25 protein-coding genes are annotated in these 24405 nt (G+C 69.1%); 11 read left to right on the top strand and 14 right to left on the bottom strand.

The genetic code is table 11. The features are described 5' to 3' along the window. The first annotated feature begins 16 nt into the window (after positions 1-16). The 3 genes from LOK44_RS05215 to LOK44_RS05205 are packed head-to-tail and all read left to right on the top strand — an operon-like array spanning position 17 to position 3006. Complete coding sequence (locus tag LOK44_RS05215) at positions 17-781, top strand: class I SAM-dependent methyltransferase (protein WP_237569026.1); 765 nt, start codon at positions 17-19, stop codon at positions 779-781. A 9-nt stretch (positions 782-790) separates the two neighbouring features. Continuing rightward, entirely contained in the window at positions 791-2281 is a 1491-nt protein-coding gene (locus tag LOK44_RS05210) for a glutamate-cysteine ligase family protein (protein WP_237569025.1), read from the top strand. A 32-nt stretch (positions 2282-2313) separates the two neighbouring features. After that, entirely contained in the window at positions 2314-3006 is a 693-nt protein-coding gene (locus tag LOK44_RS05205; RefSeq protein WP_237569024.1) for a class I SAM-dependent methyltransferase, read from the top strand. On the opposite strand, the gene egtE is transcribed toward LOK44_RS05205, so the two are convergent. The 10 genes from egtE to LOK44_RS05155 all read right to left on the bottom strand — a co-directional run bounded on the left by egtE (position 3003) and on the right by LOK44_RS05155 (position 12313). After that, entirely contained in the window at positions 3003-4079 is a 1077-nt protein-coding gene (gene egtE / locus LOK44_RS05200) for an ergothioneine biosynthesis PLP-dependent enzyme EgtE (RefSeq protein WP_237569023.1), read from the bottom strand. The genes LOK44_RS05205 and egtE overlap by 4 nt on opposite strands. Beyond that, positions 4076-5041, bottom strand: a complete 966-nt coding sequence (gene egtD / locus LOK44_RS05195) for an L-histidine N(alpha)-methyltransferase (protein ID WP_237569022.1) — start codon at positions 5039-5041, stop codon at positions 4076-4078. The genes egtE and egtD overlap by 4 nt, the downstream gene beginning before the upstream one ends. Continuing rightward, entirely contained in the window at positions 5042-5734 is a 693-nt protein-coding gene (gene egtC, locus LOK44_RS05190; protein WP_237569021.1) for an ergothioneine biosynthesis protein EgtC, read from the bottom strand. Beyond that, a complete protein-coding gene (gene egtB / locus LOK44_RS05185) occupies positions 5727-7001 on the bottom strand; it encodes an ergothioneine biosynthesis protein EgtB (protein ID WP_237569020.1) in 1275 nt (424 codons plus the stop codon). Before egtB ends, egtC begins: the two co-directional genes overlap by 8 nt. Then, on the bottom strand, positions 6998-8281 hold the full coding sequence (egtA, locus tag LOK44_RS05180; protein WP_237569019.1) for an ergothioneine biosynthesis glutamate--cysteine ligase EgtA: 1284 nt from the start codon (positions 8279-8281) through the stop codon (positions 6998-7000). The genes egtB and egtA overlap by 4 nt, the downstream gene beginning before the upstream one ends. A 134-nt stretch (positions 8282-8415) precedes the next feature. Further along, positions 8416-9057: a sensor domain-containing protein gene (locus tag LOK44_RS05175; protein ID WP_237569018.1), complete on the bottom strand. Its 642-nt coding sequence runs from the start codon at positions 9055-9057 to the stop codon at positions 8416-8418. A gap of 2 nt (positions 9058-9059) precedes the next feature. Beyond that, positions 9060-9500 (bottom strand): organic hydroperoxide resistance protein, encoded by a 441-nt coding sequence (locus LOK44_RS05170; RefSeq protein ID WP_237569017.1) that lies wholly within the window; start codon positions 9498-9500, stop codon positions 9060-9062. Between the two features lie 41 nt (positions 9501-9541). Next, entirely contained in the window at positions 9542-10069 is a 528-nt protein-coding gene (locus tag LOK44_RS05165) for a hypothetical protein (protein ID WP_237569016.1), read from the bottom strand. Between the two features lie 199 nt (positions 10070-10268). Continuing rightward, positions 10269-11720: a catalase gene (locus tag LOK44_RS05160; protein WP_237569015.1), complete on the bottom strand. Its 1452-nt coding sequence runs from the start codon at positions 11718-11720 to the stop codon at positions 10269-10271. A 104-nt stretch (positions 11721-11824) separates the two neighbouring features. After that, the gene (locus LOK44_RS05155) at positions 11825-12313 is read right to left on the bottom strand and encodes a hypothetical protein (RefSeq protein ID WP_237569014.1); all 489 of its coding nucleotides are present in this window, start codon (positions 12311-12313) and stop codon (positions 11825-11827) included. A gap of 153 nt (positions 12314-12466) precedes the next feature. On the opposite strand from LOK44_RS05155, the gene LOK44_RS05150 reads away from it, so the two are divergent. Further along, entirely contained in the window at positions 12467-12640 is a 174-nt protein-coding gene (locus LOK44_RS05150; protein WP_237569013.1) for a CsbD family protein, read from the top strand. Positions 12641-12698: 58 nt separating this feature from the next. On the opposite strand, the gene LOK44_RS05145 is transcribed toward LOK44_RS05150, so the two are convergent. The 3 genes from LOK44_RS05145 to LOK44_RS05135 form a co-directional block, all read right to left on the bottom strand. Then, positions 12699-13790 carry a DUF4185 domain-containing protein gene (locus LOK44_RS05145; protein WP_237569750.1) on the bottom strand — a complete coding sequence of 364 codons (1092 nt, stop codon included), beginning with the start codon at positions 13788-13790 and terminating at the stop codon, positions 12699-12701. A gap of 68 nt (positions 13791-13858) precedes the next feature. Then, positions 13859-14905 carry an aspartate-semialdehyde dehydrogenase gene (locus LOK44_RS05140; protein WP_237569012.1) on the bottom strand — a complete coding sequence of 349 codons (1047 nt, stop codon included), beginning with the start codon at positions 14903-14905 and terminating at the stop codon, positions 13859-13861. A 34-nt stretch (positions 14906-14939) separates the two neighbouring features. Continuing rightward, complete coding sequence (locus tag LOK44_RS05135) at positions 14940-16205, bottom strand: aspartate kinase (protein WP_237569011.1); 1266 nt, start codon at positions 16203-16205, stop codon at positions 14940-14942. Positions 16206-16304: 99 nt separating this feature from the next. Between LOK44_RS05135 and LOK44_RS05130 the strand changes: the two genes are divergently transcribed. Further along, entirely contained in the window at positions 16305-16904 is a 600-nt protein-coding gene (locus LOK44_RS05130) for a nitroreductase family protein (RefSeq protein WP_237569010.1), read from the top strand. 4 nt (positions 16905-16908) lie between these two features. Here the strand turns inward: LOK44_RS05130 and LOK44_RS05125 are convergent, their stop codons facing one another. Next, the gene (locus LOK44_RS05125; RefSeq protein WP_237569009.1) at positions 16909-17361 is read right to left on the bottom strand and encodes a hypothetical protein; all 453 of its coding nucleotides are present in this window, start codon (positions 17359-17361) and stop codon (positions 16909-16911) included. A 185-nt stretch (positions 17362-17546) separates the two neighbouring features. Between LOK44_RS05125 and LOK44_RS05120 the strand changes: the two genes are divergently transcribed. The 6 genes from LOK44_RS05120 to LOK44_RS05095 all read left to right on the top strand — a co-directional run bounded on the left by LOK44_RS05120 (position 17547) and on the right by LOK44_RS05095 (position 24390). Next, entirely contained in the window at positions 17547-18800 is a 1254-nt protein-coding gene (locus LOK44_RS05120; RefSeq protein ID WP_237569749.1) for an ammonium transporter, read from the top strand. Between the two features lie 112 nt (positions 18801-18912). Further along, the gene (gene glnT / locus LOK44_RS05115) at positions 18913-20229 is read left to right on the top strand and encodes a type III glutamate--ammonia ligase (protein WP_237569008.1); all 1317 of its coding nucleotides are present in this window, start codon (positions 18913-18915) and stop codon (positions 20227-20229) included. Between the two features lie 75 nt (positions 20230-20304). Continuing rightward, positions 20305-21201, top strand: a complete 897-nt coding sequence (locus tag LOK44_RS05110; RefSeq protein ID WP_237569007.1) for a class II glutamine amidotransferase domain-containing protein — start codon at positions 20305-20307, stop codon at positions 21199-21201. Beyond that, a complete protein-coding gene (locus LOK44_RS05105; RefSeq protein ID WP_237569006.1) occupies positions 21189-21872 on the top strand; it encodes a GltB/FmdC/FwdC-like GXGXG domain-containing protein in 684 nt (227 codons plus the stop codon). Before LOK44_RS05110 ends, LOK44_RS05105 begins: the two co-directional genes overlap by 13 nt. Then, positions 21869-23200 (top strand): FMN-binding glutamate synthase family protein, encoded by a 1332-nt coding sequence (locus tag LOK44_RS05100; RefSeq protein ID WP_237569748.1) that lies wholly within the window; start codon positions 21869-21871, stop codon positions 23198-23200. The genes LOK44_RS05105 and LOK44_RS05100 overlap by 4 nt, the downstream gene beginning before the upstream one ends. Next, positions 23197-24390, top strand: coding sequence for an NAD(P)/FAD-dependent oxidoreductase (locus LOK44_RS05095; protein WP_237569005.1), 1194 nt, complete (start codon positions 23197-23199; stop codon positions 24388-24390). Before LOK44_RS05100 ends, LOK44_RS05095 begins: the two co-directional genes overlap by 4 nt. The last annotated feature ends 15 nt before the right edge of the window (positions 24391-24405 follow it).

Below are 24405 nucleotides of genomic sequence, written 5' to 3'. Positions count from 1 at the left end.
TGGCTAGGGGTCCATCATGGACTACATGACCTCGCGCACAGTCGGCATCAAGGACATCGCCCGCATGCCGCGCGGCGGCCCGAAGGCGTCGTGCCTGGACCGGGTGCTGCAGACCGGCAGGCAGGAGTACCTGGACCGCGATGACGTCGATCCCGCCATCAAGCGCAGCGTGGTGCGGGCTCTGGAACTCACCGGGGAGTGGTTCGGCAACCACGAGCGGTTCGCGGCCATCGCGCTCGAGGAAGTGGCCGACGTACCCGACCCCCGCATCGTCGAACTGGGCGCGGGCCACGGCGGGCTCTCGGCGAAGCTGCTCGAGATGCACCCCACCGCCCAACTCACCGTCACCGACGTGGAACCCGACTCGGTCACCGCGATCGCCGCCGGCCCGCTGGCCGGCGACCCGCGCGTGATCGTGCGCGAGATGGACGCCACGGCGATCGACGCGCCCGACCGTCACTACGACCTAGCGGTGTTCGCGCTGTCGTTCCACCACCTTCCGCCGACGGCGGCGGCTGCGGCGATCGGCGAGGGCACCAGGGTCGCGGACAAGCTGCTGATCATCGACCTCCCGCGGCCGCCCGCCCCGCTGCACCTGCTGCGACTGGTAACGATGCTGCCGTTGGCGCCGTTCGTGCCGTTCGTGCACGACGGGGTGATCAGCTCACTGCGCACCTACAGTCCCTCGGCGCTGCGGGCGCTGGCCGACCATGCAGGCGCCGACGTGGAACTGCGGGGCGGGCTGATCAGTCCTCAGGTGGTCGTCGCGACGCGCCGCTAGGCTCACCTGATGGGCGAAGACGTCACGCGAACAGAGTTCAGCAGGGCGCACCGCCGGGACTACCGGCGCAAGGTCCAGCTGTGCCTCGACGTGTTCGAGACCATGCTCCAACAGTCGAGCTTCGAGTTCGAGCGGCCGCTGACCGGCATGGAGATCGAGTGCAACCTGGTCGACGGGGAGTATCAGCCCGCCATGACCAACTCCGACGTCCTCGCGGCGATCGCCGATCCGGCGTACCAAACCGAATTGGGCGCCTACAACATCGAATTCAACGTTCCTCCCCGGCCGCTGCCGGGGCGCTCGGGCCTCGAGTTGGAGAACGAGGTGCGCGCCAGCCTGAACGCCGCGGAGACGAAGGCCGTCGACAATGGCGCGCACATCGTCATGGTGGGCATCCTGCCCACGTTGATGCCCGAGCACCTCTCCGGTGACTGGATGAGCGAGTCGACGCGGTATCAGGCGCTCAACGACTCGATCTTCACCGCCAGGGGTGAGGACATCATCATCGACATCACGGGCCCGGAGCGGCTCAGCCTGGAGACCGCGACCATCGCGCCCGAATCCGCCTGCACCAGCATGCAATTGCACCTGCAGGTGTCGCCGGCCGACTTCGCGCAGAACTGGAACGCCGCGCAGGTCGTCGCAGGCCCGCAGCTGGCGATGGGCGCCAACTCGCCGTTCTTCTTCGGCCATCACCTGTGGGCCGAGACGCGGATCGAGCTATTCGCCCAGGCCACCGACACCCGGTCCGACGAGCTGCGCACCCAGGGCGTGCGGCCGCGGGTCTGGTTCGGCGAACGATGGATCACCTCGATCTTCGACCTGTTCGAGGAGAACGTCCGCTACTTCCCGTCGCTGCTACCCGAGATCTCCGACGAGGACCCGGTCGCCGAACTCGCCGCGGGCCGCACGCCGAAGCTCGCCGAACTGCGCCTGCACAACGGCACCATCTACCGGTGGAACCGGCCGGTGTACGACGTCGTCGGCGAGGGTGACGCCGCCAAGCCGCACTTGCGGGTGGAGAACCGGGTGCTGCCTGCCGGGCCGACCGTCATCGACATGATGGCCAACGCCGCGTTCTACTACGGCGTGCTGCGGGCGATGTCGGAGGAGGAGCGCCCGATCTGGACGAAGCTGAGTTTCGCTGCGGCCGAACACAACTTCCTGGCCGCCGCGCAGCATGGCATGGATGCAAGGCTGTACTGGCCCGGCGCGGGCGAGGTCACGCCCGACGAACTGGTGCTGCGGAAGTTGCTGCCGATGGCGCACGAGGGGCTGCGGCGCTGGGGGGTGGCCACCGAGGTGCGCGACCGCTTCCTCGGCGTCATCGAGGGCCGCGCCAAGGCGGGTCGCAACGGCGCGGTGTGGCAGGTCGAGACCGTGCATGCGCTGCAGGAGCGCGGGATGGCGCGGCCGCAGGCACTTGCTGAGATGCTGCGCCTGTACTGCGAGCGGATGCACTCCAACGAGCCCGTACACACCTGGGACGGGCCTACGTAGGACAGGGCCCCGCCGGGCGTACTTTGGAGTCCATGAGCGACTCCATGAATCCTGAGGTGTTGGACTGGGACAGCGCATACCGCGGCGAGGGCGAGATGCCCGGGCCGCCGCCGTGGAACATCGGCGAACCGCAGCCCGAACTAGCCGCCCTCATCAGCGAGGGCAGGGTACGCGGCGACGTTCTCGACGCCGGATGCGGTCACGCCGAACTGAGCCTGGCGCTGGCCGCCGCCGGCCACACCGTCGTCGGCATCGACCTGTCCCCGACCGCAATCGAGGCGGCGAAGCAGGCTGCGGCAGAACGCAATCTGACCAACGCCACGTTCGTCGCCGACGACATCACGAAGTTCACGGGCTTCGACGGCCGGTTCACCACCATCATCGACTCGACGCTGTTCCACTCCCTGCCCGTCGAGGGACGCGACGGCTACCAGCAGTCGATCCTGCGCGCGGCCGCGCCGGGCGCCACGTACTACGTGCTGGTCTTCGCAAGGGGCGCCTTCCCGGGCGAGTGGGAGACCAAGCCCAACGAGGTCGACGAGGCAGAACTGCGCGGCTCGATCGGCAAGTACTGGGCGATCGCCGACGTGCGGCCCGCATTCATCCACGCCAACGTGATGACCGCGCCGCCGGGCGTGGACCTTCCGCTGCCGGAGCATCCCCGAGATGACAAGGGCCGCATGAAGTTTCCGGCATTCCTGCTCACTGCGCACAAGCCCGGCTAGGACAGCTCGGTCAGCGCCCGCGCGAGTAGTTCGAGGTCGTCGGGTGTGACGTCGACGTGCGGTGACACCCGCAGCGCAGGCGCCGTCATCTCCCGCGGTGCGCGCTCGACACCGGCGTAGGTCGTGACGATCCGGTATTCGGCGATGAGGCGGGTACGGACCATCTGCGCGTCGACGCCGTCGGGCGGGGTCAGCGTGGTGATGGCGCTGGGCTCGTCGACCGGTTCGACCACCCGCCACCCAGCGACGCCGTCGAGTGCCGTCCTGGCCATCGCCCCCACCTCGGCGAGGCGGGTGCGGATCTGCTCCGGACCGGCCGCCACGTGCTCACCCAGGGCCAGCGAAAGTCCAACGTGGGCTGCGACGTTCGCCTCGGCGTGCGCGATCCTGGCCAGCAGCTCCTCCGACAGCAGCCCCGGCCGGGTGGCCAGCAGCCCCACGCCACGTGGCCCGGCCGTCCACTTGCGCGACGCCGTGTACACCGCGTCGGCGCCCATGTCGTGGCAGTCCAGGTGTGCGAACGCCTGGGCCGCGTCGACGAGCAGCGGGATCCCGTCCGCGCGGCAGGCCGCCGCCAGCTCCGCCACCGGCTGCACGATGCCTCGGTGACTGCCCAGCGGGGTCAGGTGCACCAGGCCGGGCGGGTCGGCAGCCAGTACCTCCACCGCCGCGGCCGGATCCAGCCGGCCCGCCGAGTCGACGGGCAACGGGCGCACCTCGAAACCGTGACGCGCCATCGTCACCAAATTCGGACCGAACTCCCCCGGTAGGCAGGCCAGCGTCCGATCACCGCGCCAGTCGCCGAGGAGCAGGTCCAGGGCGTGCCCGGCACCGGTGGTGAACACGACGTCGGCGGGCTCGTACCCGGTGAGCGCGCCGACCGCCGTACGACCGGCCTCCAGCACCGGTGCAGCCGCCTCGGCCGCGACGTACCCGCCGACCTCGGCCTCGTGCCGCGCGTGCTGCGCGGTCGCCTCGATGACCGCCAGCGTCTGCCGGGAACAGGCTGCGCTGTCGAGGTGGACTCCCGCCACGGCCGGACGGGCGGCGCGCCACTGCTCGCCGAGGGTCACCTGCTCGACAGGGACAGGCCGAAGTCGCCTGCGGGGTCGGTCCACCAGTGTGTGCGCCGTAGGCCCGCCGCGGCCAGTTCGGCCGTCACCTTCTCGGGCCGGAACTTCGACGACACCTCGGTGAGCATCTCCTCGCCCGCGGTGAAGTCCACGTCGAGGTCGAGCGCGCCGATGCGGACGTGCTGTTCCGTGCGGGCCCGCAACCACATCTCGATGCGCTCCTCGTCGGGGTTCCACCGCGCCACGTGCTCGAAGGCGGCCAGGTCGAAGTTCGCGTCGAGTTCGCGGTTGACGACCGACAGCACGTTGAGGTTGAACTTGGCCGTGACGCCCGCGGCGTCGTCGTAGGCCCGCTCCAGGCGCCCGACGTCCTTCACCAGGTCGGTGCCCAGCAGCAGCGTGTCGCCGGGAGCCAGGGTGTCGGCGAGCGCGGCGAGAAAGTCGGCGCGCGGGCCGGGGGTCAGGTTGCCGATGGTGGAGCCGAGGAACACCACCAGCCGCCGACCGCCCGGCGGGATCTTGCCGAGATGCTCCTCGAAGTCGCCGCACACCGCGTCGACGTCGACGCCGGGGTACTCGGCGGACACGGCCTCACCCGCGGACGTCAGCACGCTGGCGTCGACGTCGAACGGGATGAAGCGCCGCAGTGAGCCGCCATCGCGCATCGCGTCCAACAGGATTCGGGTCTTCTCCGAGGTTCCGCTGCCCAGCTCGACGAGGGTGTCGGCCCCGGACGCCGCGGTGATCTCGGCGGCGCGGACGCGCAGGATCTCGGCTTCGGCGCGGGTCGGGTAGTACTCCGGCAGCCGGGTGATCTGGTCGAACAGATCGCTGCCGACGGCGTCGTAGAACCACTTCGGCGGCAACGACTTCGGCGATCCGGTCAGCCCGTCGCGCACGTCGCGGCGCAGGGCCGTCGCGGCGGCGTCCGCAGCCAGGTAGTTGGACAGCGTGATCGACATTCAAGATCCTCTCAGAGCGGTCAGGGTCAAGCCGGTGTCGCGATCGACCTCGACGAGGTGCCGGTCGGGCACCTCCTCCCACGCGGGGTCGTCGTCGTACGGTTCGCTTGCCACGACGACACCGTCATCGCGCCGCAGTACCGACAGCGTGTCGCCCCACGTCGTTGCGAGCAGCCGAGATGCGCTGCCCGCGATGACGTTCAGTCGCGCGTTGGGGTCGTCCGCGCCGACCTCGGCGATCGTGTGGCCGAGGGCGTCGAGGCCGCGGTCGAAGATCAGCGCCGCGAGCAGTGCGCTGTCCACCGTCGACTCGGCCTTCGCCGACAGTGGCAGCACCGCGCGATCGACGACGCCGTTGTGCGAGAGCAGCCAGGTGCCGTCGGTGAACGGCGCCGACGCCGACGGTTCGATGGGCATGCCGATGGTGGCCGAGCGGACGGCGGCCACGATCGACCCGCTGTGCAGCGCGGGCGCCACCGACGCGAACGACGCATCACCCCACATCGGACCCGCACTGCGCCAGCGCCTTTCCTCCGGCCCGTCGAAGAACCCCACGCCCCACCCGTCGGCGTTCATCAGGCCGTGCTTCTGCCTGCGCGGCGCGTACGACTGCACGAGTAGCCCATGCGGTCGGTCCAGCACCAGCGAGGCCAAGGTGACCGGCTCGCCGAGCCAGCCGAGGTGCCTACACATCCCACGCCAGCCGCACGCCGGAGAAGATCTGCCGCCGAATCGGGTGGTCCCAGTTGCGGAAGCTGGGCCGCAGGATGCCGGGCGCGACGGCCCACGAACCACCCCGCAGCACGCGATAGTCGCCGCCGAAGAACGGCTGGGTGTACTGCTCGTAGAGCATCGGCGCGAACCCGGGCCATGGACGGATCGACGACGTCGTCCACTCCCACACGTCGCCGAGCATCTGCTGCGACCCGTACGCCGATGCACCGGCCGGGTAGGCGCCGACCGGCGCCGGGCGCAGCGCGTCACCGCCGAGGTTTGCCAGTGCGGCGGTGGGTTCGGATGCGCCCCAAGGGAATCGGCGCCGAGTGCCGGCGACGGGATCCCATGCGCACGCCTTCTCCCATTCCTCCTCGGTGGGCAGACGCGCCCCCGCCCATGCGGCGTAGGCCTCGGCTTCGAAGAACGTGACGTGCTGAACGGGCTCGTCGGCCGGGATCTGTTCGACGCGGCCGAATCTGGTCCGCGTTCCGTCGGTGCCCCAGAACTGGGGGGCCACCAGGCCGGCGGCCTCGCGGTGCTGCCAGCCGCGCTCGGACCACCATCGGCGTTCGCGATAACCGCCGTCGGCGATGAAGCCCGCCCACTCCGCGTTCGTGACGGGCACGGTGCCGATCCGGAACGACGCGATGTCCACGACGTGCGCTGGCCGCTCGTTGTCGAGTGAGTGCGGCTCGGTCACGGCGTCGACGCCGAGCACGAACGGACCGCCCGGCACCAGCACCGAGGTGCCTGCCAGATCGGGTTTGCCCGTGGGCAGCGGCGCGCCCGAATCGAGCAGCGCAGGTCCGGTTCGCAGATTGAGCGCCTGCAGCATGGTCTCGTTGTGCTGGTTCTCGTGGCTCACGACGAGCCCGAAGTCGAACTCGTCGGCGTCGGCGGGTAGCGCGTCGAGGCGGTCGAGTGCCTTGTCGCGCACCGTCGAGCAGTAGGACCGCGCCTCGGCGGGCTTGAGCAACGGGAGGTCGACGCGGCTGGCCCTCGGGTTGGCGAAGGCGTCGTAGCAGCGCTCGACCCCGGGCTCGAGCATTCCGGGCCTGCGGGGATCGTTGCCGCGGAGCAGCCACAGCTCCTCCTGCCAGCCGATGTGCGCGAGGTCCCACACCAGCGGGCTCATCAACGGGTCGTACTGGCGGTGCAGCTCGTCGTCGTCGAACTCGACGAGTCGCAGCGTGCGCTCGCGCGCGCGGGTGAGGTCGCGAGCGAGCGTTTCGCGCGTGCTCACGGGTCGACTCCATTCGCCATGGCGGTGACGGCGCCGCCGATGCCGCGGGCGACGACGGTGTCGGCGAAGTCGTCGGCGGGACTGCGGCCCTGCTCGACCTGCTCGAGCAGGCGTGTCATCGCCGGCCGCAGCTCGTCGGGGGCACGGTCGGCGGCGGTCCGGACGCACCGCACGGCTGCCTCGTGCAGCCGTCGGTCACCGAGGCCCACCTGGGCAGCGCGATCCCATGCGGTGGCGACGGTCGCGGTGGCGTCGGCGGCTATCGCAGCTGCGGCCGGATCGTCGAGGAGCGTGACGAGTGTGAACACCACTGCAGGCCACACGCTGTCGGGCACGCTGTCGAGATATCGGATCTCGAGGAATCCACGAGGCCGTACCGGTGGGAACAGCGTGGTGAGGTGGTAGTCGACGTCGGCCTCGGTCGGGCGCCTGCCGCCGAGCAGGGTGGTGCCGTCTGCCCATTCGGCGAACGGCACCCACTCGGTGACCGCGACGGGTTCGGGGGTGTGCACCAGCATGACGGGTGCCTTGAGCGCGTAGCTGGTCCAGTCGTTGACGGGATCCTCGTCGTTGGCGCCGAGAATGGGCCCGCAGCGGGCCGAGTCCAGTCGGCTCCAGACGTGCTGACGGGCACTGCGCCAGCCGGTGAACTCGCTCCCGAGTAGCGGCGAGTTCGCGGTGATCGCGATCATCGTGGGTCCCAGCGCATGCGCCAGCCGGACGCGTTCCACCCAGCCGTCGCGGGGTCCGGCGTCGACGTTGACCTGGACCGACGCCGTGGAGGTCATCATGGCCGCGCCGGCGTCGGCGGTGCCGCTGGCCGAGAAGAATTCCTCCATCGCCCGGTAGCGGCCGCCGGGGTTGACGCGTTGCGCGGGCCGCAGGGGGTCGGCGCCCAGCAGGACGAGGCCGAGGCCGCGGCGGCGGAACGCGTCGACCAGGACTCGCCGGTCGGCGCTCATCGCGTGGATGGCGGCCATGCCGTCGGGAAGGGGCGGGCCGGACAGCTCGACCGCGCCGCCCGGCTCGACGGTGATGGCGCTGCCGCCGGGCAGGGCCGGCACGGTGGCGATGACGTCGCTCAGTTCCTGCCAGCCGGGGCGCCGCATCGGATCGGCGATGTCGAAGCAGTGCGCCTCGATCTCCAGTCCGACGGTGCCAACCGGGCCGTCGCGAAGGGAGTCGCCCCCGATGTAGAGGGCGGCCCCGTAGGCGTCGGTGAACTCGGCGCCGGTCGGCGATGTTCGTGGTCCGGGCACGTCGGCCTCGGCGGTGGTCATGAAACCATCCCCTCTGCGAAGCGCGGACTGCTCGGCTTCGCCGTCGCCATGCCCACCATCTTGGACAACGACACCGACAGAGTCGCGTGAATTCCCGTGTGCATTGGGCGTGAATTCACGTATCTCGGTGGCCGCTATTGGCCGAGCGCGTTCTGCATCGCGCCAGCCAGGACGTTCACCGCGGGTCCGCCGTTACCCGGTTGGCACACTTTCGCTTGTAGCAGAACGTTCTCCCGCAGCCGTGTCTGTACGAAGCACCGCCGGTCGGTACCCGCCTCCTGCTTCACCCACGCGGCATCGTTGCCGGTGGGCGGGCCGCCGGAGTACGACCAGACCTGCGTCCGGAAGTCCGCCAGGTGCATGGCGGTCGTCTGACCGTCGCACCCGCGGGTGCGGTCCGTGACACGCGCGAATGCTCGCGCGGCCGCGTCGTTGGTGGCGTAGACCCCGACCGACTGCTTGACCAGGTTCGTGTCGTCGTCGGCTGCCCGCTGTGCGACCGCGCCGTTGAAGGAGGCGAGGTCCGGGTCGGCGTAGACGTCCGGCAGCCCGATGTCGGCCCAGTCGTTGCACTGCGGCGCGTCGACGTAGAAGGCCTGCACGGGTGCGGCGAACGTGGACTCCCACGTCATCCTCGCGCCGACGATGTTGCCCACCGACCCCTTGCCCAGCACGGCGTAGTTGACGACGCCCGGATCCGACGGACGGGCAGCGGCAGGCGCCGCGGTGACGATCAGGCCGAGTACACCGGCGAGGACGGCGATTGCGCCGCGCACGGTCAGACCTTCGCCGACAGCGAGACGTCGATGTTGCCGCGGGTGGCCTTGGAGTAGGGGCACACTTCGTGGGCCTTGGCCATCAGATCGTCGGCGGCGTCCTGCTCGAGGCCAGGCAGGTAGCCGATGAGGTTGGCCGTGAGGCCGAACCCGCCCGCCGAGTCCTTGCCGAAGCCGATCTGCGCGGTGATGCCGCTGGCGTCGTCGATGGAGATCTTCTCGTTGCGGGCGACGAGCCGCAGTGCGCCGAGGAAGCAGGCCGACCAGCCGGCCGAGAAGAGCAGTTCGGGATTGATGCCCTCGCCGCTGCCGCCCATCTCCTTCGGTGGCCGCGTGTCGAGGTCGATCTTCTGATCCGTGGACTTCACGTGGCCGTCGCGGCCTCCGCCGGTTGCCGTGGACTCTGCCGTGTAGACGACTTCGATGCTCACGACATCGATCATGCCGAGTTCGGCCGGATTGCGAAAGCGAGGTCTGCGGAAGGTCAGAAGACCGTCAGCGTGCAGTACGTCCGCGCGGGCGAGGGGTACGGCCAGGCGAACTGCCCCGCCTCGGCCGGGCACGCCTGCTGGTCGCGCACGTCGAGCCGCTGAGTGATCTGCACCAGCAGACCGTCGTGGCCCCGTTCGGTGCAGTCGGCGCGCTGCACGACGCCGATCGGCATGTCGAGGACGTAGCAGTGGTTGGCGACGAGGTTGGGTACCAGACACAGCCGCGACGTGGTCGGGTCTGCCTCCGAAAGGTGTTGGTACTCCTTGCTCGGGCAGAGGCCTGCGTCATTGGCGGTGGCGCCCACCGTGTAGCTCGCGTCCACGCTGCATGGCACCTTCTCTGCACGCAGGGACCCTGACGTGTCGGGCGCGCTCGCCGGGATCTCGACGCAATCGCCCACCTCGAAGACGTCCATGCTCGCGCGGGGCAGCGGTTCCGGGCGGAGGCTGCAGCCGGCCGCCATGGCGACGACGGCAACCGCGAGGGCGATCGAGAGGAGGGCGTGACGGGAGCGCGTCATGGTTAGCGACACTCTCACGAGGAGACGCCGTAGGCCACAGGAACATCAAAGTTCTCAATGGTCCCACAGACCACATGGAAATTACAGCATTGCGATTCGCGGGCGTGTCACCGGAACCACTCCATCCGCCGAAACTGCTGGGAGATCGCGCTTTCGGCGAGAAACGCGATCTCCCCGCAGTCTCGACAGTGGTGACGCCTCAGCCCTGGCCGGACCGCACGCCTTCCTCGACCTTCTTGCCGAGATCGGCATCGACGTTGCGCCAGTACTCGAACACCCGCGACAGCACGGGCTCCTTAACGCCGTCGGAGACGTGGCCGATGATGTTGCTCGCCAAGCGATCTCGTGCCTGGTCGTCGAGCACCTCGCGTACCAGGGTGCCCGCCTGACTCCAGTCGTCGTCCTCGGCACGCGGTGTGTAGGCCGCGCGCACCATGTCGCCGTCGGAGGCCCAGTGCGCCTCGGCGACGCGCCGCGGATCGTCGGCGACGGGGCCGCCCATCGAGTTCGGCGTGTACACCGGGTCGGTCGCGAGCTTCATGCGCATCGCCCCGTCCTTCGAGTAGGCGTTGACCTCGACCTTGGGCTCGTTGACCGGAATCTGCTTGTAGTTCACGCCGAGCCGCGCGCGGTGCGCGTCGGAGTAGGAGAAGCCACGCGCCAGCAGCATCTTGTCCGGCGACAGACCCGTACCGGGCACCACGTTGTTCGGCTCGAACGCCGCCTGCTCGATCTGGGAGTGGTAGTCGACGACGTTGCGGTCGAGCGTCATCTTGCCGACGTCGATCAGCGGGTAGTCGGCGTGCGGCCACACCTTGGTCAGGTCGAACGGGTTGATGCGGTAGGTCTTGGCGTCCTCGAACGGCATGATCTGCATCTTCAGGGTCCAGGTCGGGTGGTCGCCCGCCTCGATCGTGTCGTAGAGGTCGCGCTGGTGGTAGTCGGCGTCCTCCCCGGCGAGACGGTCGGCGTCCTCCTGCGTGAGGAAGTCGACGCCCTGGTCGGTCTTGAAGTGGTACTTCACCCAGAACATCTCACCGGCGGCGTTGATCCAGCTGTACGTGTGGCTGGAGTAGCCGTTCATGTGTCGCCACGTCTTGGGGATTCCGCGGTCGCCCATCAACCAGGTCACCTGGTGCGCCGACTCGGGAACGAGCGTCCAGAAGTCCCACTGCATGTTGTGGTCGCGGAGGTTATTGGCGGCCATGCGCTTCTGCGACCGGATGAAGTTCTGGAACTTCATCGGGTCCTTCATGAAGAAGACGGGCGTGTTGTTCCCGACGAGGTCGAAGTTGCCCTCGGTCGTGTAGAACTTCAGCGAGAATCCGCGCGGGTCACGCCAGGTATCTGGGCTGCCCCGCTCGCCCGCCACGGTGGAGAACCGCGCCAGCATCTCCGTCTTCACGCCGGGTTGGAACACCGCAGCCTTGGTGTATTGGCTGACGTCGTTGGTGACCTCGAAGTGGCCGAACGCTCCACCACCCTTGGCGTGCGGCTGACGCTCGACGATGCGCTCCCGGTTGAAGTTCGCCATCTGCTCGATCAGGTAGTGATCCTGCAGAAGGAGCGGACCGTCCGGTCCGACCGATAGTGAGTGCTCCAGGCTGGGTACCGGCGCACCCGAGTCGGTAGTGGCGATCTTTTCGGTCATGTCACGTTCTCCTCTTGGCGGGCGGCTTCCGGGCTGGGCCGCTGAGGACACCTGGGGTATCCGCAGCGCGAATACCCCAGGACCGGGTCACGGGAAACCGCCGGTCAGCGCGGCGGCGTCGGAGCGGTCGACGACGGCGACTGGCCAGGGGCTCCCGGGTTCTCCCCGCCCGGGGTGCCGGTTCCACCGGGGCCCATCGGGCCCATCGGGCCGAAGCTGCCTCCGGGCCCACCTGGGAAGACGAACCCGGGACCGGGCCGCATCATTGGACCCATCGGGAACGACTGCGGCGGTCCGCCGCGATGCATCATCACGTCACCGCGGCCGTGGCCGCCGCCATGACCACCGGAGTGGGCCCCGAGCACGAAGCCGGTGCCGAAGATGACCGCGACGATGAATACGACGCCTGCGACGATGCCGACCCAGGCGGCGATCAGCGGCACCTTGGCCGACCGGCGCGGTCGATGGTTGTTGTAGACGGGTCGGCCGTCGGGGTGCGGCGGTGGTCCCACGGGCGGGATCGGGCCCGTCACGGGGTCGGTGGCCGGGTCGGGGACCGAGGTAGATGGGGTGGACGGCGTCGATTCACTCATGTCACCGATAGTGGTCGCCGCCGCAATGCGCCGCTTCTGATTTACCTTTGAATACCCTGTGAGCACTGTCCCAGCCGGTTTCGTCGCAGCGGCTTCGAGGTACACCGTCATCGTGCCCGGTGAACATCGGGCTATGAGACGAAGGAGTCGGACATGAGCGGATTGGACAAGGCCAAGAACAAGGTCGACGACCTCGGCGGCCAGGCCAAGGAAGCGGCCGGCCACGCCACTGGCGACGAGAGCACCAAGAACGAGGGCAAGGCCGACCAGGTCAAGGCCAACCTCAAGGACGCCGGCGAGAAGGTCAAGGACGCCTTCAAGAAGTAGGCATCCTCGACAGTTCGATTTCGGCCCGCCACCCACCCGGTGGCGGGCCGAATCGCGTCTAGGGCTTCAGCGGATTCACCGCGAACTGGATCACCCGATATGGCGCGTTGTCGGCCTCGGGCTGGGTGTTCCACTGGCTGACGAACACCCTGACCTCGTCCGGCATGGACCCTGGTGAGATGTATCCGCCGTACGGCTGGGCGAGGCGGTTGTCCGACGGTGAAGGCAGATCCTCCGGCCGGTCCGGCCACGACGCTGCCCGTACAACGGTGGTGACCGGCGCGGTGCCCAGACCCGTCGGATCGTCGGCGACCCGCATCTCCATGTTCCCCGTCGAGGCGTTGAAGTAGGACAGCACGGTGCGCCCGTCGATCTGACGCACGCTCATCTCACCGACCGCGTCGGGCCACAGCGGGGTGGGGCGCTTCCCCCAGCCGCCGTCGGCACCGGGCAGGCCCGACCACGCCTCCCACGCGCTGCGGTCGGTGAAGTCCTGCGGTCTCGACCGGTACAGCTCGACGGGCTGGCTGCGATCGAAGTCGTTGGCGACGACGTACACCCACCCGCGCTCGGAGTCTGGCTTCGGGATGGGGTCGTAGTAGCCGCTGATCTGTGACTGCCGGCCTTCGGCCCACCCGACGTCGCGCTGCGATCCGGGTACCGTCGGCCAGCGGGCCTGCGACGGCAGCGCCTTCACCAGCCGTGAAGTGGCGGGCACCAGGTCCTTGGTGGTGGTGACCAGCATGTAATTCTCACGGTTGATCGACACGATGCCCGCGGGCAGCTGCGACGTGCCGGGTGCCGAACGATCGGCCAGTAGCGGTTCGCCGACTCCGGTTACGCCGTCGTAGCGCACACCGGTCGGGTCGTCGATCGAGTCGGTCTCGACGTGCAGCGCAATGGGCGACCACCAGCCGCCGAAGCCCACACCCTGCCCCGCGAAGCTGTCGCCGCACACCTGCAGGATCCCGCTGGGGAACTCCATGAACTCGCACAGATCGGTCGCGCCGATCCCGTAGTCCTTCGTGAGCGTCCCGGTTCCCGCGGCGGGTCCGATGCGAATCACCTGACCGGGTGCCAACGGCGGCAGCGCAGGTCCGGGGATCGGCGCAGCCGGATCAGCGTGCGCGGGTGCAGCGAACAGCAGCAGGACGGCGAACGTCGACTTCAGCCACGCCACAGCGTTCCACGGCGGGACGCGAACCGACACGCGGCGCCTCAGAGTTGGGCGGCGAGCAGCTCGGCGATCTGAATGGTGTTGAGCGCGGCGCCCTTGCGCAGATTGTCGCCCGAGACGAACAGCGCAAGGCCACGGCCGTCGGGCACGCCGGGGTCCTGCCGGATCCGGCCGACCAGCGAGTCGTCCGCACCGGCCGCCGCCAGTGGCGTCGGGACGTCGCTGAGCGTGACTCCCGGTGCGCTGGAAAGCAATTCGCGTGCACGGTCGGGACTGATGGGCCGCTCGAACTCGACGTTGATCGACAGCGAGTGCCCGGTGTAGACGGGCACGCGCACGCAGGTGCCGCTGACCGCGAGGTCTGGGATGCCGAGGATCTTGCGACTCTCGTTGCGCAGCTTTTGATCCTCGTCGGTCTCTCCCGAGCCGTCGTCGACCAGTGAGCCGGCCAGCGGAACGACGTTGAAGGCGATCGGCGCCACGTACTTCTCCGGCGCCGGGTAGGTCAGGGCGGAACCGTCGTGCACCAGTTCGCGACTGCCCTCGACGACCGCGGTCGCCTGACCGAACAGTTCCTCGACGCCCGCGAGCCCGCTGCCGGACACCGCCTGATAGGTCGACGCGATCATCCGCGTGAGGCCGGCTTCGTCGTGCAGCACCTTGAGCACGGGCATCGCGGCCATCGTGGTGCAGTTCGGGTTGGCGATGATGCCCTTCGGAAGAGACCGAGCCCGGTTGCCGACGTCCCTGTCGAAGTTCACCTCGCTGACGATCAGCGGAACGTCCGGGTCCTTGCGCCAAGCCGACGAGTTGTCGACGACGACCGCGCCTGCCGCGGCGAACCGCGGTGCCTGCACCCGGGACATGGTCGCGCCCGCCGAGAACAGCGCGATGTCCAGACCGCTCGGGTCGGCGGTCTCGGAGTTCTCGACCTCGATCTCCTGACCGCGGTACGTCAGCTTCTTGCCCTCGGAGCGCGCCGAGGCGAAGAACCGCACACTGGTGGCCGGGAAGTCACGCTCCTCGAGCAGGCGACGCATCACCTGACCCACCTGGCCGGTGGCACCCACTACGCCGATCGAAACCATTGCTAGATCCCCCGTCGCTTCGCTCGCCCCGGCATCAGATCCCACTCCCCGCGTACACGACCGCTACTTCCTCGCCACCCAGGCCGAAGGCCTCGTGCAGCGCGGCGACGGCCTTGTCCAGCTCGGTGTCCTTGACCAACACCGAGATTCGGATCTCGGAGGTCGAAATCAGGTCGATGTTCACGCCCACTGCGGCGAGCGCCTCGCAGAACGTGGCGGTCACGCCGGGATGGCTGCGCATGCCGGCGCCGACGAGTGACACCTTGCCGATGTGATCGTCGTAGAGCACTGCGCTGAAACCGATGTCGTCCTTGAGCGCCGTCAGCTTCTCCACCGCGCCGGGTCCACTCTCCCGCGAGCAGGTGAACGTGATGTCGGTCTTGCCGTCCTCGATCTTGCTGATGTTCTGCAGCACCATGTCGATGTTGACGTCGGCATCGGCGACGGCGCGGAACACCCGGGCCGCGTAGCCAGGAACGTCGGGCAGGCCGACGACGGTCACCTTCGCCTCGCTGCGGTCATGGGCTACCCCGGTGAGAATGGCGTCTTCCATGGGGATGTCCTCCATCGATCCTTTGACGAGCGTGCCCGGCTTGTCCGAGTACGACGACCGCACGTGGATCGGAACGTCGTAACGGCGGGCGTATTCCACGCAGCGCAGCATGAGCACCTTCGCGCCCGCTGCGGCCATCTCGAGCATCTCCTCGAAGCTGACGGTCTCGAGGTGCCGCGCGTTGGGCACGATCCGCGGGTCGGCGGTGAAGATGCCGTCCACGTCGGTGTAGATCTCGCAGACGTCGGCGTTCAAGGCCGCGGCCAGCGCGACGGCGGTGGTGTCGGATCCACCGCGGCCGAGCGTGGTGACGTCCTTGCTGTCCTGACTCACGCCCTGGAATCCGGCGACCAGCACGATCAGGCCCTCGTCGAGCGCCTCCCGAAGCCGTCCAGGCGTGACGTCGATGATCTTGGCGTTGCCGTGGGTGCTGGTGGTGATCACGCCCGCTTGGGAGCCCGTGAACGACCGCGCCTCGGCGCCCAGCGAGGAGATCGCCATCGCGACCAGCGCGTTGGAGATGCGCTCGCCGGAGGTGAGCAGCATGTCCATCTCACGGGCCGGGGGTGCGGGGCTGACCTGGCGCGCGAGATCGAGCAGATCGTCGGTGGTGTCGCCCATCGCGGACACGACCACGACGACGTCGTTGCCGGCCTTCTTCGTCTCGACGATGCGCTCGGCGACGCGACGGATCCGGTCGGCGTCGGCCACCGACGATCCGCCGTACTTCTGGACGACGAGCGCCACTATCGAGCCTTCCCTGGGTCCCTACCGAGTTTCCCGTCAAGGATAAGGGGTCAGGGCATCTGATTTTTCCCTCGCAGGCCGCGGGTAGCGTGGATCACCGTGACCGCGCGCCCGGACCGGACTGCGCGGACGCGGGTGCCGATTCACCGGGAACTCGCGGACCGCTGGAGCCCGCGGGCCTTCGACGCGGACGCGACCGTGTCCGCAGTCGAGGTGACTGCGCTGCTCGAGGCCGCCCGCTGGTCGGCGACGTGGGGCCAGCGCCAGCCGGTCCGCTTCGTGGTGGGTCTGCGCGGCGACGCCACGTTCGGCGCTCTGGCCGTGACGCTCAAGCGCGGGAACTCCTATGCCCACGCCGCGGGCCTGCTGATCCTGGTCTGCGCCGACGAGGGCGACGACGAGAAGACCGCGCTGTACGCCGCGGTCGACGCCGGGGCGGCGATCGCCAACCTCACCGTCGAGGCGGTGTCCCGGGGCCTGGTTGCGCACCCGATGGCCGGCTTCGACGGCGACGCGGCTCGCGAGGCCTTCGCAGTGCCCGCAGGGGTGCGACCGGTCGCGATCGTCGCCGTGGGCTTGCTGGGTGACTACGCGACGGCGGAGCCCAAGGTGGTCGAGCGGGATTCGCAACCACGCGAGCGGCTACCGCTCGAGCAGATCGCGTTCGCAGGCACGTGGGGCAGCCCGATCGTCCTCTGACCGGTCAGGAGCATGCGGCCGACAGCTCCGCGAGCTTGTCGGAGACTCGGGCGTTGGTCGCCTCCATCTGATACATCTCCGGCGGCGCGGGCGCTCCGGGTGCCTGCGACTCGGCCTTCGCCCGCAACTCGGGCAGGCCGCGGACGAATTCGTCGGCGAGGATCGCGAGGTCGGTGCTGGTCTTCGCCAGCTCGGGCGAGGTGACCCGCTGCGCCCGCTCGGCCAGCCCGTCCGCCCACGCCTGGTAGGCGATGTCGTCGGTCGCGGTCGGCAGGCCCTCGTTGTCCGACAGCCGCGACGTGATGCGCTCGGTCTGCTCCGCGTTGAACGCCAGCAGGTCGGCAACCGGTCGGCACTCCTCGGACGGTCCCGAGAAGAACGTCCGGGACACCACCAGGGCGATCACGGCCACTACCACGACGCCGATTGCGATCCACCATCGCCGATCCAGGTTCACCGTCGGCACTCTAGGCGTCCCAAGTCACCTGTCAATTCCCTGCCGCCGCACTGCCGTTACGTGCTCGCAACACCAGAAGACTTTCCGCGTAACAGAAACAACGGTTACTGCCAGTGAACGGCCTACTGAGCGGCCGCCTCACTGAGGGGAATCATCACGATGGACGGAGTTTCTCGATGGACGTAGTGGACACGGGCACCACGGCTTTCATGCTGTGTTGCATCATCGGGCTCACGCTCATGATTCCAGGCCTTGCGCTGTTCTACGGCGGCATGGTCTCGGTCAAGAGTTCGACCAACATGATGATGATGACGTTCGGAGCGGTCGCCGTCGTCGGCGTGCTCTGGGTGCTCTTCGGCTTCTCGATGGTGTTCGGCACCTCGTACGGCGGCTTCGTCGGTAGCTTCACCGAATTCGCAGGCATGAAGGATCTGCTCGAGACCCAGACGACCATCTCCGGGCTGCCGGTCAGCTTGTTCGCGCTCTTCCAGGCCCTGTTCGCCGCCATCACCGTCGCCCTGATCTCCGGCGCGGTCGCCGACCGGATGAAGTTCGGCGCCTGGATGCTCTTCGCCACCGTGTGGGCGGTGCTGGTCTACTTCCCCGTCGCGCACTGGGTGTTCGCCTTCGACGGCGTCGTCACCGAGGACTCGGTCGGCGGCTGGATCGCCAACAGCCTCAAGGCCATCGACTTCGCTGGCGGCACGGCCGTTCACATCAACGCGGGCGCCGCTGCGCTCGCCGTCGCGATCGTGCTGGGCAAGTCCGCCATGTTCGGCCAGCTGCGCAAGCCGCACAACGTGCCGCTCACGCTGCTCGGTGCGGGCCTGCTGTGGGCCGGCTGGTACGCGTTCAACGGCGGTTCGGCCCTGGCCGCGGGCAACTCGGCCGCGATCGTCATGGTCACCACCTTCGTCGCCACCTGCGCTGCCACCCTCGCGTGGTTGGCCGTGGAGAAGATCAAGGACGGCCACGTCACGGGCGTCGGCGCGGCATCCGGCGCCATCACCGGCCTGGTCGCGATCACCCCCGCCTGTGGTGCAGTCACCCCCGTTGGCGCCATCTTCGTCGGCGCCATCGCCGGTGCGATCTGCGTCTACGCCGTTGGCCTGAAGTCGAAGTTCGGCTACGACGACTCGCTCGACGTGGTCGGCGTCCACCTCGTCGGCGGCGTGGTCGGCACCCTGCTGATCGGCTTCTTCGCCAGCGAGGGCATGCCCAACGCCACCAACGGCCTGTTCTACGGCGGCGGGGTCGAGCAACTGTGGAAGCAGGCCGTGGCCGCGTTCGCCGTGATGGCGTACTCGTTCCTCGTCGCGTTCGCGATCGCGTTCGCCATCAAGAAGACGATGGGCATCCGCGTCGCACCCGAGGACGAGGAAGCCGGGATCGACGCCAAGTTCCACCGGGACTCGTCCTACGACATGGCTGCCAGCTAGACGATGCCCCGGCGGCGCGCACGCATTCGGTGCGCGCCGACCGGGGTTTCTTCGCGCTGCACAACGTTTCCTCTCCTGATACTTTGATTCTTGACATGAGACAAGGGCTGACATGACCAACGGGACCCTCGCTGAGCGCGCCGCCGAGGCGGGCACCAAGTTCATCCTCGCGCTGTTCGTCGACCTGCGCGGAAAGCCTTGCGCCAAGCTGGTTCCGGTCGAGGCCATCGACATGCTGGCCACCGACGGCGTCGGCTTCGCCGGGTATGCGGTCGGCGCGATGGGCCAGGAGCCCAAGGACCCCGACCTGGTCGCGATCCCGGACCCGGAGTCGTTCACCCCCATCCCGTTCATCAAGGACGGCCTCGCGATCGTGCACTGCGACCCGCACGTCGAGGGCAAGCCGTGGCCGTACGCGCCACGCAACATCCTCAAGTCACTGATCGCCCGCGCAGGCGACGCCGGCTTCGAGCCGTGGGTGGGCGCCGAGGTCGAGTACTTCCTGCTGCGACGCGACGCCCGCGGCGATCTGGCAACGGCCGACGCCGACGACACCGCCGATCAACCGTGCTACGACGCCCGCGGGGTGACCCGCATGTACGACCACCTCACGACGATCTCCACCGCCATGAACACCCTCGGCTGGTCGAACTACGCCAACGACCACGAGGACGGCAACGGACAGTTCGAGCAGAACTTCCAGTTCGCCGACGCGCTCACCACCGCCGACCGCGTCGTCACCCTGCGCTATCTACTGTCGATGATCGCCGCCGAGCGCGGCATGATCGCCACGTTCATGCCGAAGCCGTTCGCCGATCGCACGGGAAGTGGGCTGCACCTGCACCTCTCGCTGACCAGCGCGGGCGCACCGGTGTTCCCCGCCGGTCCCGACGTGCCCGACGCGCGCGGTCTTGGACTGTCGGACACCGCCTACGCGTTCATCGGCGGCATCCTCGACCACGCCTGCGCGCTGCAGGCCGTGATCGCCCCGACGGTCAACTCCTACAAGCGAACCGGCGCGGTCACCACCGCCTCGGGCGCGTCGTGGGCGCCAAGGACGCCGACCTACGGCGGCAACGACCGCACGCACTACGTCCGCGTCCCGGACGACCAGAGGGTGGAGCTGCGCGGCGGTGACGGTTCGGCCAACCCGTATCTGGCCATCGCGGCAGCACTCGGTGCGGGCATCGACGGCATCAAGCGCAGCCTCGACCCCGGCGCACTCGGCGCTGGGTCGGTCCGGACCCTTCCGCCCACGCTGCTGCACGCCGTCGAGGACCTGCAGGCCGACCCCGTCGTCGCAGGCGTACTCGACGCCACGGGTGGCGGGGTCTGCGAGTACTTCGCGGGCCTCAAGCGCGAGGAGTTCTTCACCTACCACAGCACCGTCAGCCCGTGGGAGGTCGAGCAGTACCTCACCGCCTTCTAGCGATTTCGGCGCGCTCACCCGCGCTCGTCGCGGATCACCGCGCCGAAATCACCCATTACGAGAGGACAACACACCATGTGCGGCATCGTCGGGTTGCATCTGCGCAACCCGGATCTCCACCCTCGCCTCGGCGAACTGCTCACCGGAATGCTCTGCGAGATGGCCGACCGCGGCAGCGACTCGGCTGGCGTGGCCGTCTACGGCGACCCGACCTGGACCCCGCCCGGAAAGGCGTGCGTCTCGGTACTCGAACTGACCGATGCACCAGAGGTCGTCGGGACCGCAGTGGGCGCAGCGCTGGGCACGCCCGCGACGGTGTCGGCGCTCGACGCCACGTACCTCGTCACCGCGGACACCACCCCGCAGGCGCTGCAGGCTGCCATTGCCGCCACATACCCGGACGCGCTGATCGCGGGCTTCGGCAACGACCTCGCCGTGCTCAAGGGCGTCGGCGATCCCAGGACGCTCGCCGACGCCTGGGGCCTGTCGACGGCGCAGGGCTGGCAAGGCGTCGGACACACCAGGATGGCCACGGAGTCGGCGGTGACGCCGTCGGGTGCCCACCCCTATGCCGTGGGACCGGATCAGTGCCTGGTGCACAACGGCTCGTTCGCCAACCACGCCACCATCCGACGTGAATTGCGCGCTGCGGGTGTGCACTTCGACAGCGAGAACGACACCGAGGTCGGCGCGCGTTTCGTTGCCCAGCAGCTCGCAGCGGGCCGCGACGTGCAGACCGCGCTGAAGAAACTGTGCGCGACGTTCGACGGCTTCTACACGCTGCTGGTGTCCAACCGCGACTCGTTCGCCGTGGTCCGCGACGCCATCGCCTGCAAGCCCGCCGTCATCGCCGAGACCGACGACTGGGTCGCGATGGCCAGCGAGTACCGCGCCCTGTCGGGCCTGCCCGGAGTGCAGCGCGCCAAGATCTGGGAGCCAGAGCCAGAGGTGGTGTACGCATGGACGCGCTAGTCATGGACCTCGCCGAAACCCCACTGCGCGAGATCAACTCGGCACTGCACGCCGACGACCTGCGCGGTGAGTTCGTCATCGAGAACCCCGCGGGCGCACACAACGTCGCGGTGGGGCTGAACGCACCGGTGAAAATCACCGTCGCCGGCCACGTCGGCTACTACGCGGGCGGGATGAACCAGCAGGCGGAGATCGTCGTCGATGGCAACGCCGGCACCGGTGTCGCCGAGAACATGATGAGCGGTGTCGTGTGGGTCAAGGGCAACGCCTCGCAGTCGGCGGGCGCCACGGCACACGGCGGCCTGCTCGTCATCGAGGGCAACGCCGCTGCGCGGTGCGGGATCTCGATGAAGGGCGTGGACATCGTCGTCGGCGGCGACATAGGCCACATGAGCGCATTCATGGCTCAGGCGGGCACGCTGGTGGTGCGGGGCAATGCCGGTGAGGCGCTTGGCGACTCGATCTACGAGGCCAGGCTCTACGTCCGCGGGGACATCGCGTCACTGGGTGCCGACTGCGTGGCCAAGCCGATGCGCGAGGAGCACCACGAAGAACTCGGCCGACTGCTCAAGGCGGCCGGCTTCGGCGACGACGACACCACGGCCTACACCCGCTACGGATCGGCGCGCGAGCTGTATCACTTCCACGCCGACAACTCGGAGAGCTACTGATGACGACGTCCGACGACCGAGCGCGTGCCGGTCTGCGCGAGTCGGCCACGTTCGACCGCGCCACGATCGCCGCGATCCAGCGGGCCGCCGACACCGGCATCTACGACATCCGCGGCTGGGGCGCCAAGCGTCCGCTGCCGCACTTCGACGACCTGTTGTTCCTCGGCGCGTCGATGTCCCGCTACCCGCTCGAGGGGTACCGGGAACGGTGTGACACCGACGTGGTGCTCGGCGGCGGGCACGCCAAACATCCACTGCATCTGGAGATTCCGGTGACCATCGCCGGCATGTCGTTCGGCGCGTTGTCCGGCCCGGCCAAGGAGGCCCTGGGCCGTGGGGCCAGCGCGGTCGGCACGTCGACCACCACGGGCGACGGCGGCATGACACCGGAGGAACGCGGTCAGAGCAAGGCGCTGGTGTACCAGTACCTGCCGTCGCGATACGGGATGAACCCCGACGACCTGCGCAAGGCCGACGCGATCGAGGTCGTCCTCGGCCAGGGCGCCAAGCCGGGTGGCGGCGGAATGCTGCTGGGGCAGAAGATCTCCGACCGCGTCGCGGGCATGCGCACCCTGCCCGCAGGCATCGACCAGCGCTCGGCGTGCAGGCACCCGGACTGGACGGGCCCGGACGACCTCACCATCAAGATCAACGAGCTGCGCGAGATCACCGACTGGGAGAAGCCGATCTACGTCAAGGTCGGTGCCACCCGCACCTACTACGACGTGAAGCTCGCGGTGCACGCGGGCGCCGACGTCGTCGTGGTGGACGGCATGCAGGGCGGCACGGCGGCCACCCAGGAGGTGTTCATCGAGCACGTCGGCGTGCCCACGCTGGCAGCCATTCCGCAGGCCGTGCAGGCGCTTCAAGAGCTCGGCGTGCACCGCACCGGCGTGCAACTCATCGTCTCGGGCGGCATCCGCAACGGCGCCGACGTCGCCAAGGCGCTGGCGCTGGGAGCCGACGCGGTGGCCATCGGCACCGCGGCGCTCATCGCGCTCGGCGACAACCATCCGCGCTATGCCGCCGAGTACGAGAAGCTCGGTAGCGCAGCGGGATTCTACGACGACTTCCAGGACGGCCGGGACCCCGCGGGCATCAGCACCCAGGACCCCGAGCTGGCCTCCCGGTTCGACCCGGTCGAAGGTGGCCGCAGGCTCGCGAACTACCTGCGCGTCATGACGATGGAGGCGCAGACGATCGCGCGGGCGTGCGGCAAGGCCCACGTCCGGCACCTCGAACCCGAGGACCTCGTCGCCATCACCATCGAGGCGGCGGCAATGGCGCGAATCCCACTGGCGGGCACCAACTGGATCCCGGGCACGTGACCACCGCCGACGTCGTCATCGTCGGCGGCGGACTCGAGGGGGCCGCGGCCGCGTGGGCACTCACCCAACGCGGCGTCACCGATGTCGTGGTGTGCGAGCGCAACACCGTCGGCTCCGGGATGACGGGCAAGTCGTCGGGCATCGTCCGGTGTCACTACGGCGTCAGCTCGCTCGCGGCGATGGCCGTCGTCGGCCTCGAGGTCTTCGAGAACCCGCAGAAGTTCCTGGGAGATCAGGCGACTGACATCGGCTTCCGCCAAACCGGTTACGTCGTCGGCGTCGGCGAGCAGAACGTCGGCGCCCTGCGCAAGAGCCTCGCCGCCCAGCGCGAGGTCGGCGTCGAGACCGAGGAGATCGGCGCCGACGAGGTCGCCGCCATGTGGCCGCATGCCGACCTGACGCCGTTCGGCGCGTTCGGGTGGGAGGCGCGCGGCGGCTACGGCGACGCTTATCAGACCGCGCAGGCGTTCGCGGTGTCCGCACGGGCCGCGGGCGCCCGGGTGCGTCAGGGCGCCGAGGTGGCCGAGGTGCTCGTCGACGGCGAGCGCGCCACCGGGGTGCGCCTGCGCGACGGCAGCGAGATCTCGGCGAGCACGGTCGTCGTGGCCACCGGCGCGTGGACCCGCCCGTTCCTCGAAGCCGTCGGCGTCGACGTCCCGGTCCGGGTGGTTCGCGAGCAGATCGTGATGATCGCCCCCGGCACGAACGTCTCCGGCGTGCCGGTGTTCTCCGACCTGGTGTCGCTGCAGTACATCCGGCCCGAGCCCAACGGCGATCTGCTGTTCGGCAACAGCGACCTGTCGCACTGCGAGACCGCCGACCCGGACGCCTACCCGAACCGGGCGTCGGAGGCGTTCGTCGACCTGGTCGTCGATCGGGTCGGGACGCGCTTCCCCGGCCTCGTCGACGCGGCGATCAGCAGCAGTTACGCCGGCTGCTACGACGTCACCCCGGACTGGAACCCCGTCATCTCGGCGACCGGGGTCGACGGCCTGATCGTCGCCGCCGGGTTCAGCGGGCACGGCTTCAAGATCGCACCCGCGGTCGGGCGCCTGGTCGCCGACCTGGTGATCGATGGTCGCAGCGCCGACCCGCGCATCCCCGAGGGCGACTTCCGGCTGTCCCGGTTCGACGAGGGCGACCTGCTGAGGTCGCCGTTCCCGTACGTCGGTGCGGGCGAGATGCGCTGACCGTTGCGCGGGAGA

This window comes from Mycolicibacterium lacusdiani (assembly GCF_021916785.1).
Taxonomy (GTDB): domain Bacteria; phylum Actinomycetota; class Actinomycetes; order Mycobacteriales; family Mycobacteriaceae; genus Mycobacterium; species Mycobacterium lacusdiani.
Note: the sequence above shows the minus strand (reverse complement) of the source record. Positions and strands in the feature narration are given on the sequence as shown.

Bases quoted from the DNA above. Each gene is read 5' to 3' on its own strand.
- LOK44_RS05215 (WP_237569026.1), top strand. From the start codon at position 17: ATGGACTACATGACCTCGCGCACAGTCGGCATCAAGGACATCGCCCGC.
- LOK44_RS05210 (WP_237569025.1), top strand. From the start codon at position 791: ATGGGCGAAGACGTCACGCGAACAGAGTTCAGCAGGGCGCACCGCCGG.
- LOK44_RS05205 (WP_237569024.1), top strand. From the start codon at position 2,314: ATGAGCGACTCCATGAATCCTGAGGTGTTGGACTGGGACAGCGCATAC.
- egtD (WP_237569022.1), bottom strand. From the start codon at position 5,041: ATGTCGATCACGCTGTCCAACTACCTGGCTGCGGACGCCGCCGCGACG.
- egtC (WP_237569021.1), bottom strand. From the start codon at position 5,734: ATGTGTAGGCACCTCGGCTGGCTCGGCGAGCCGGTCACCTTGGCCTCG.
- egtA (WP_237569019.1), bottom strand. From the start codon at position 8,281: ATGACCACCGCCGAGGCCGACGTGCCCGGACCACGAACATCGCCGACC.
- LOK44_RS05170 (WP_237569017.1), bottom strand. From the start codon at position 9,500: ATGATCGATGTCGTGAGCATCGAAGTCGTCTACACGGCAGAGTCCACG.
- LOK44_RS05165 (WP_237569016.1), bottom strand. From the start codon at position 10,069: ATGACGCGCTCCCGTCACGCCCTCCTCTCGATCGCCCTCGCGGTTGCC.
- LOK44_RS05160 (WP_237569015.1), bottom strand. From the start codon at position 11,720: ATGACCGAAAAGATCGCCACTACCGACTCGGGTGCGCCGGTACCCAGC.
- LOK44_RS05155 (WP_237569014.1), bottom strand. From the start codon at position 12,313: ATGAGTGAATCGACGCCGTCCACCCCATCTACCTCGGTCCCCGACCCG.
- LOK44_RS05150 (WP_237569013.1), top strand. From the start codon at position 12,467: ATGAGCGGATTGGACAAGGCCAAGAACAAGGTCGACGACCTCGGCGGC.
- LOK44_RS05140 (WP_237569012.1), bottom strand. From the start codon at position 14,905: ATGGTTTCGATCGGCGTAGTGGGTGCCACCGGCCAGGTGGGTCAGGTG.
- glnT (WP_237569008.1), top strand. From the start codon at position 18,913: ATGACCAACGGGACCCTCGCTGAGCGCGCCGCCGAGGCGGGCACCAAG.
- LOK44_RS05110 (WP_237569007.1), top strand. From the start codon at position 20,305: ATGTGCGGCATCGTCGGGTTGCATCTGCGCAACCCGGATCTCCACCCT.
- LOK44_RS05105 (WP_237569006.1), top strand. From the start codon at position 21,189: ATGGACGCGCTAGTCATGGACCTCGCCGAAACCCCACTGCGCGAGATC.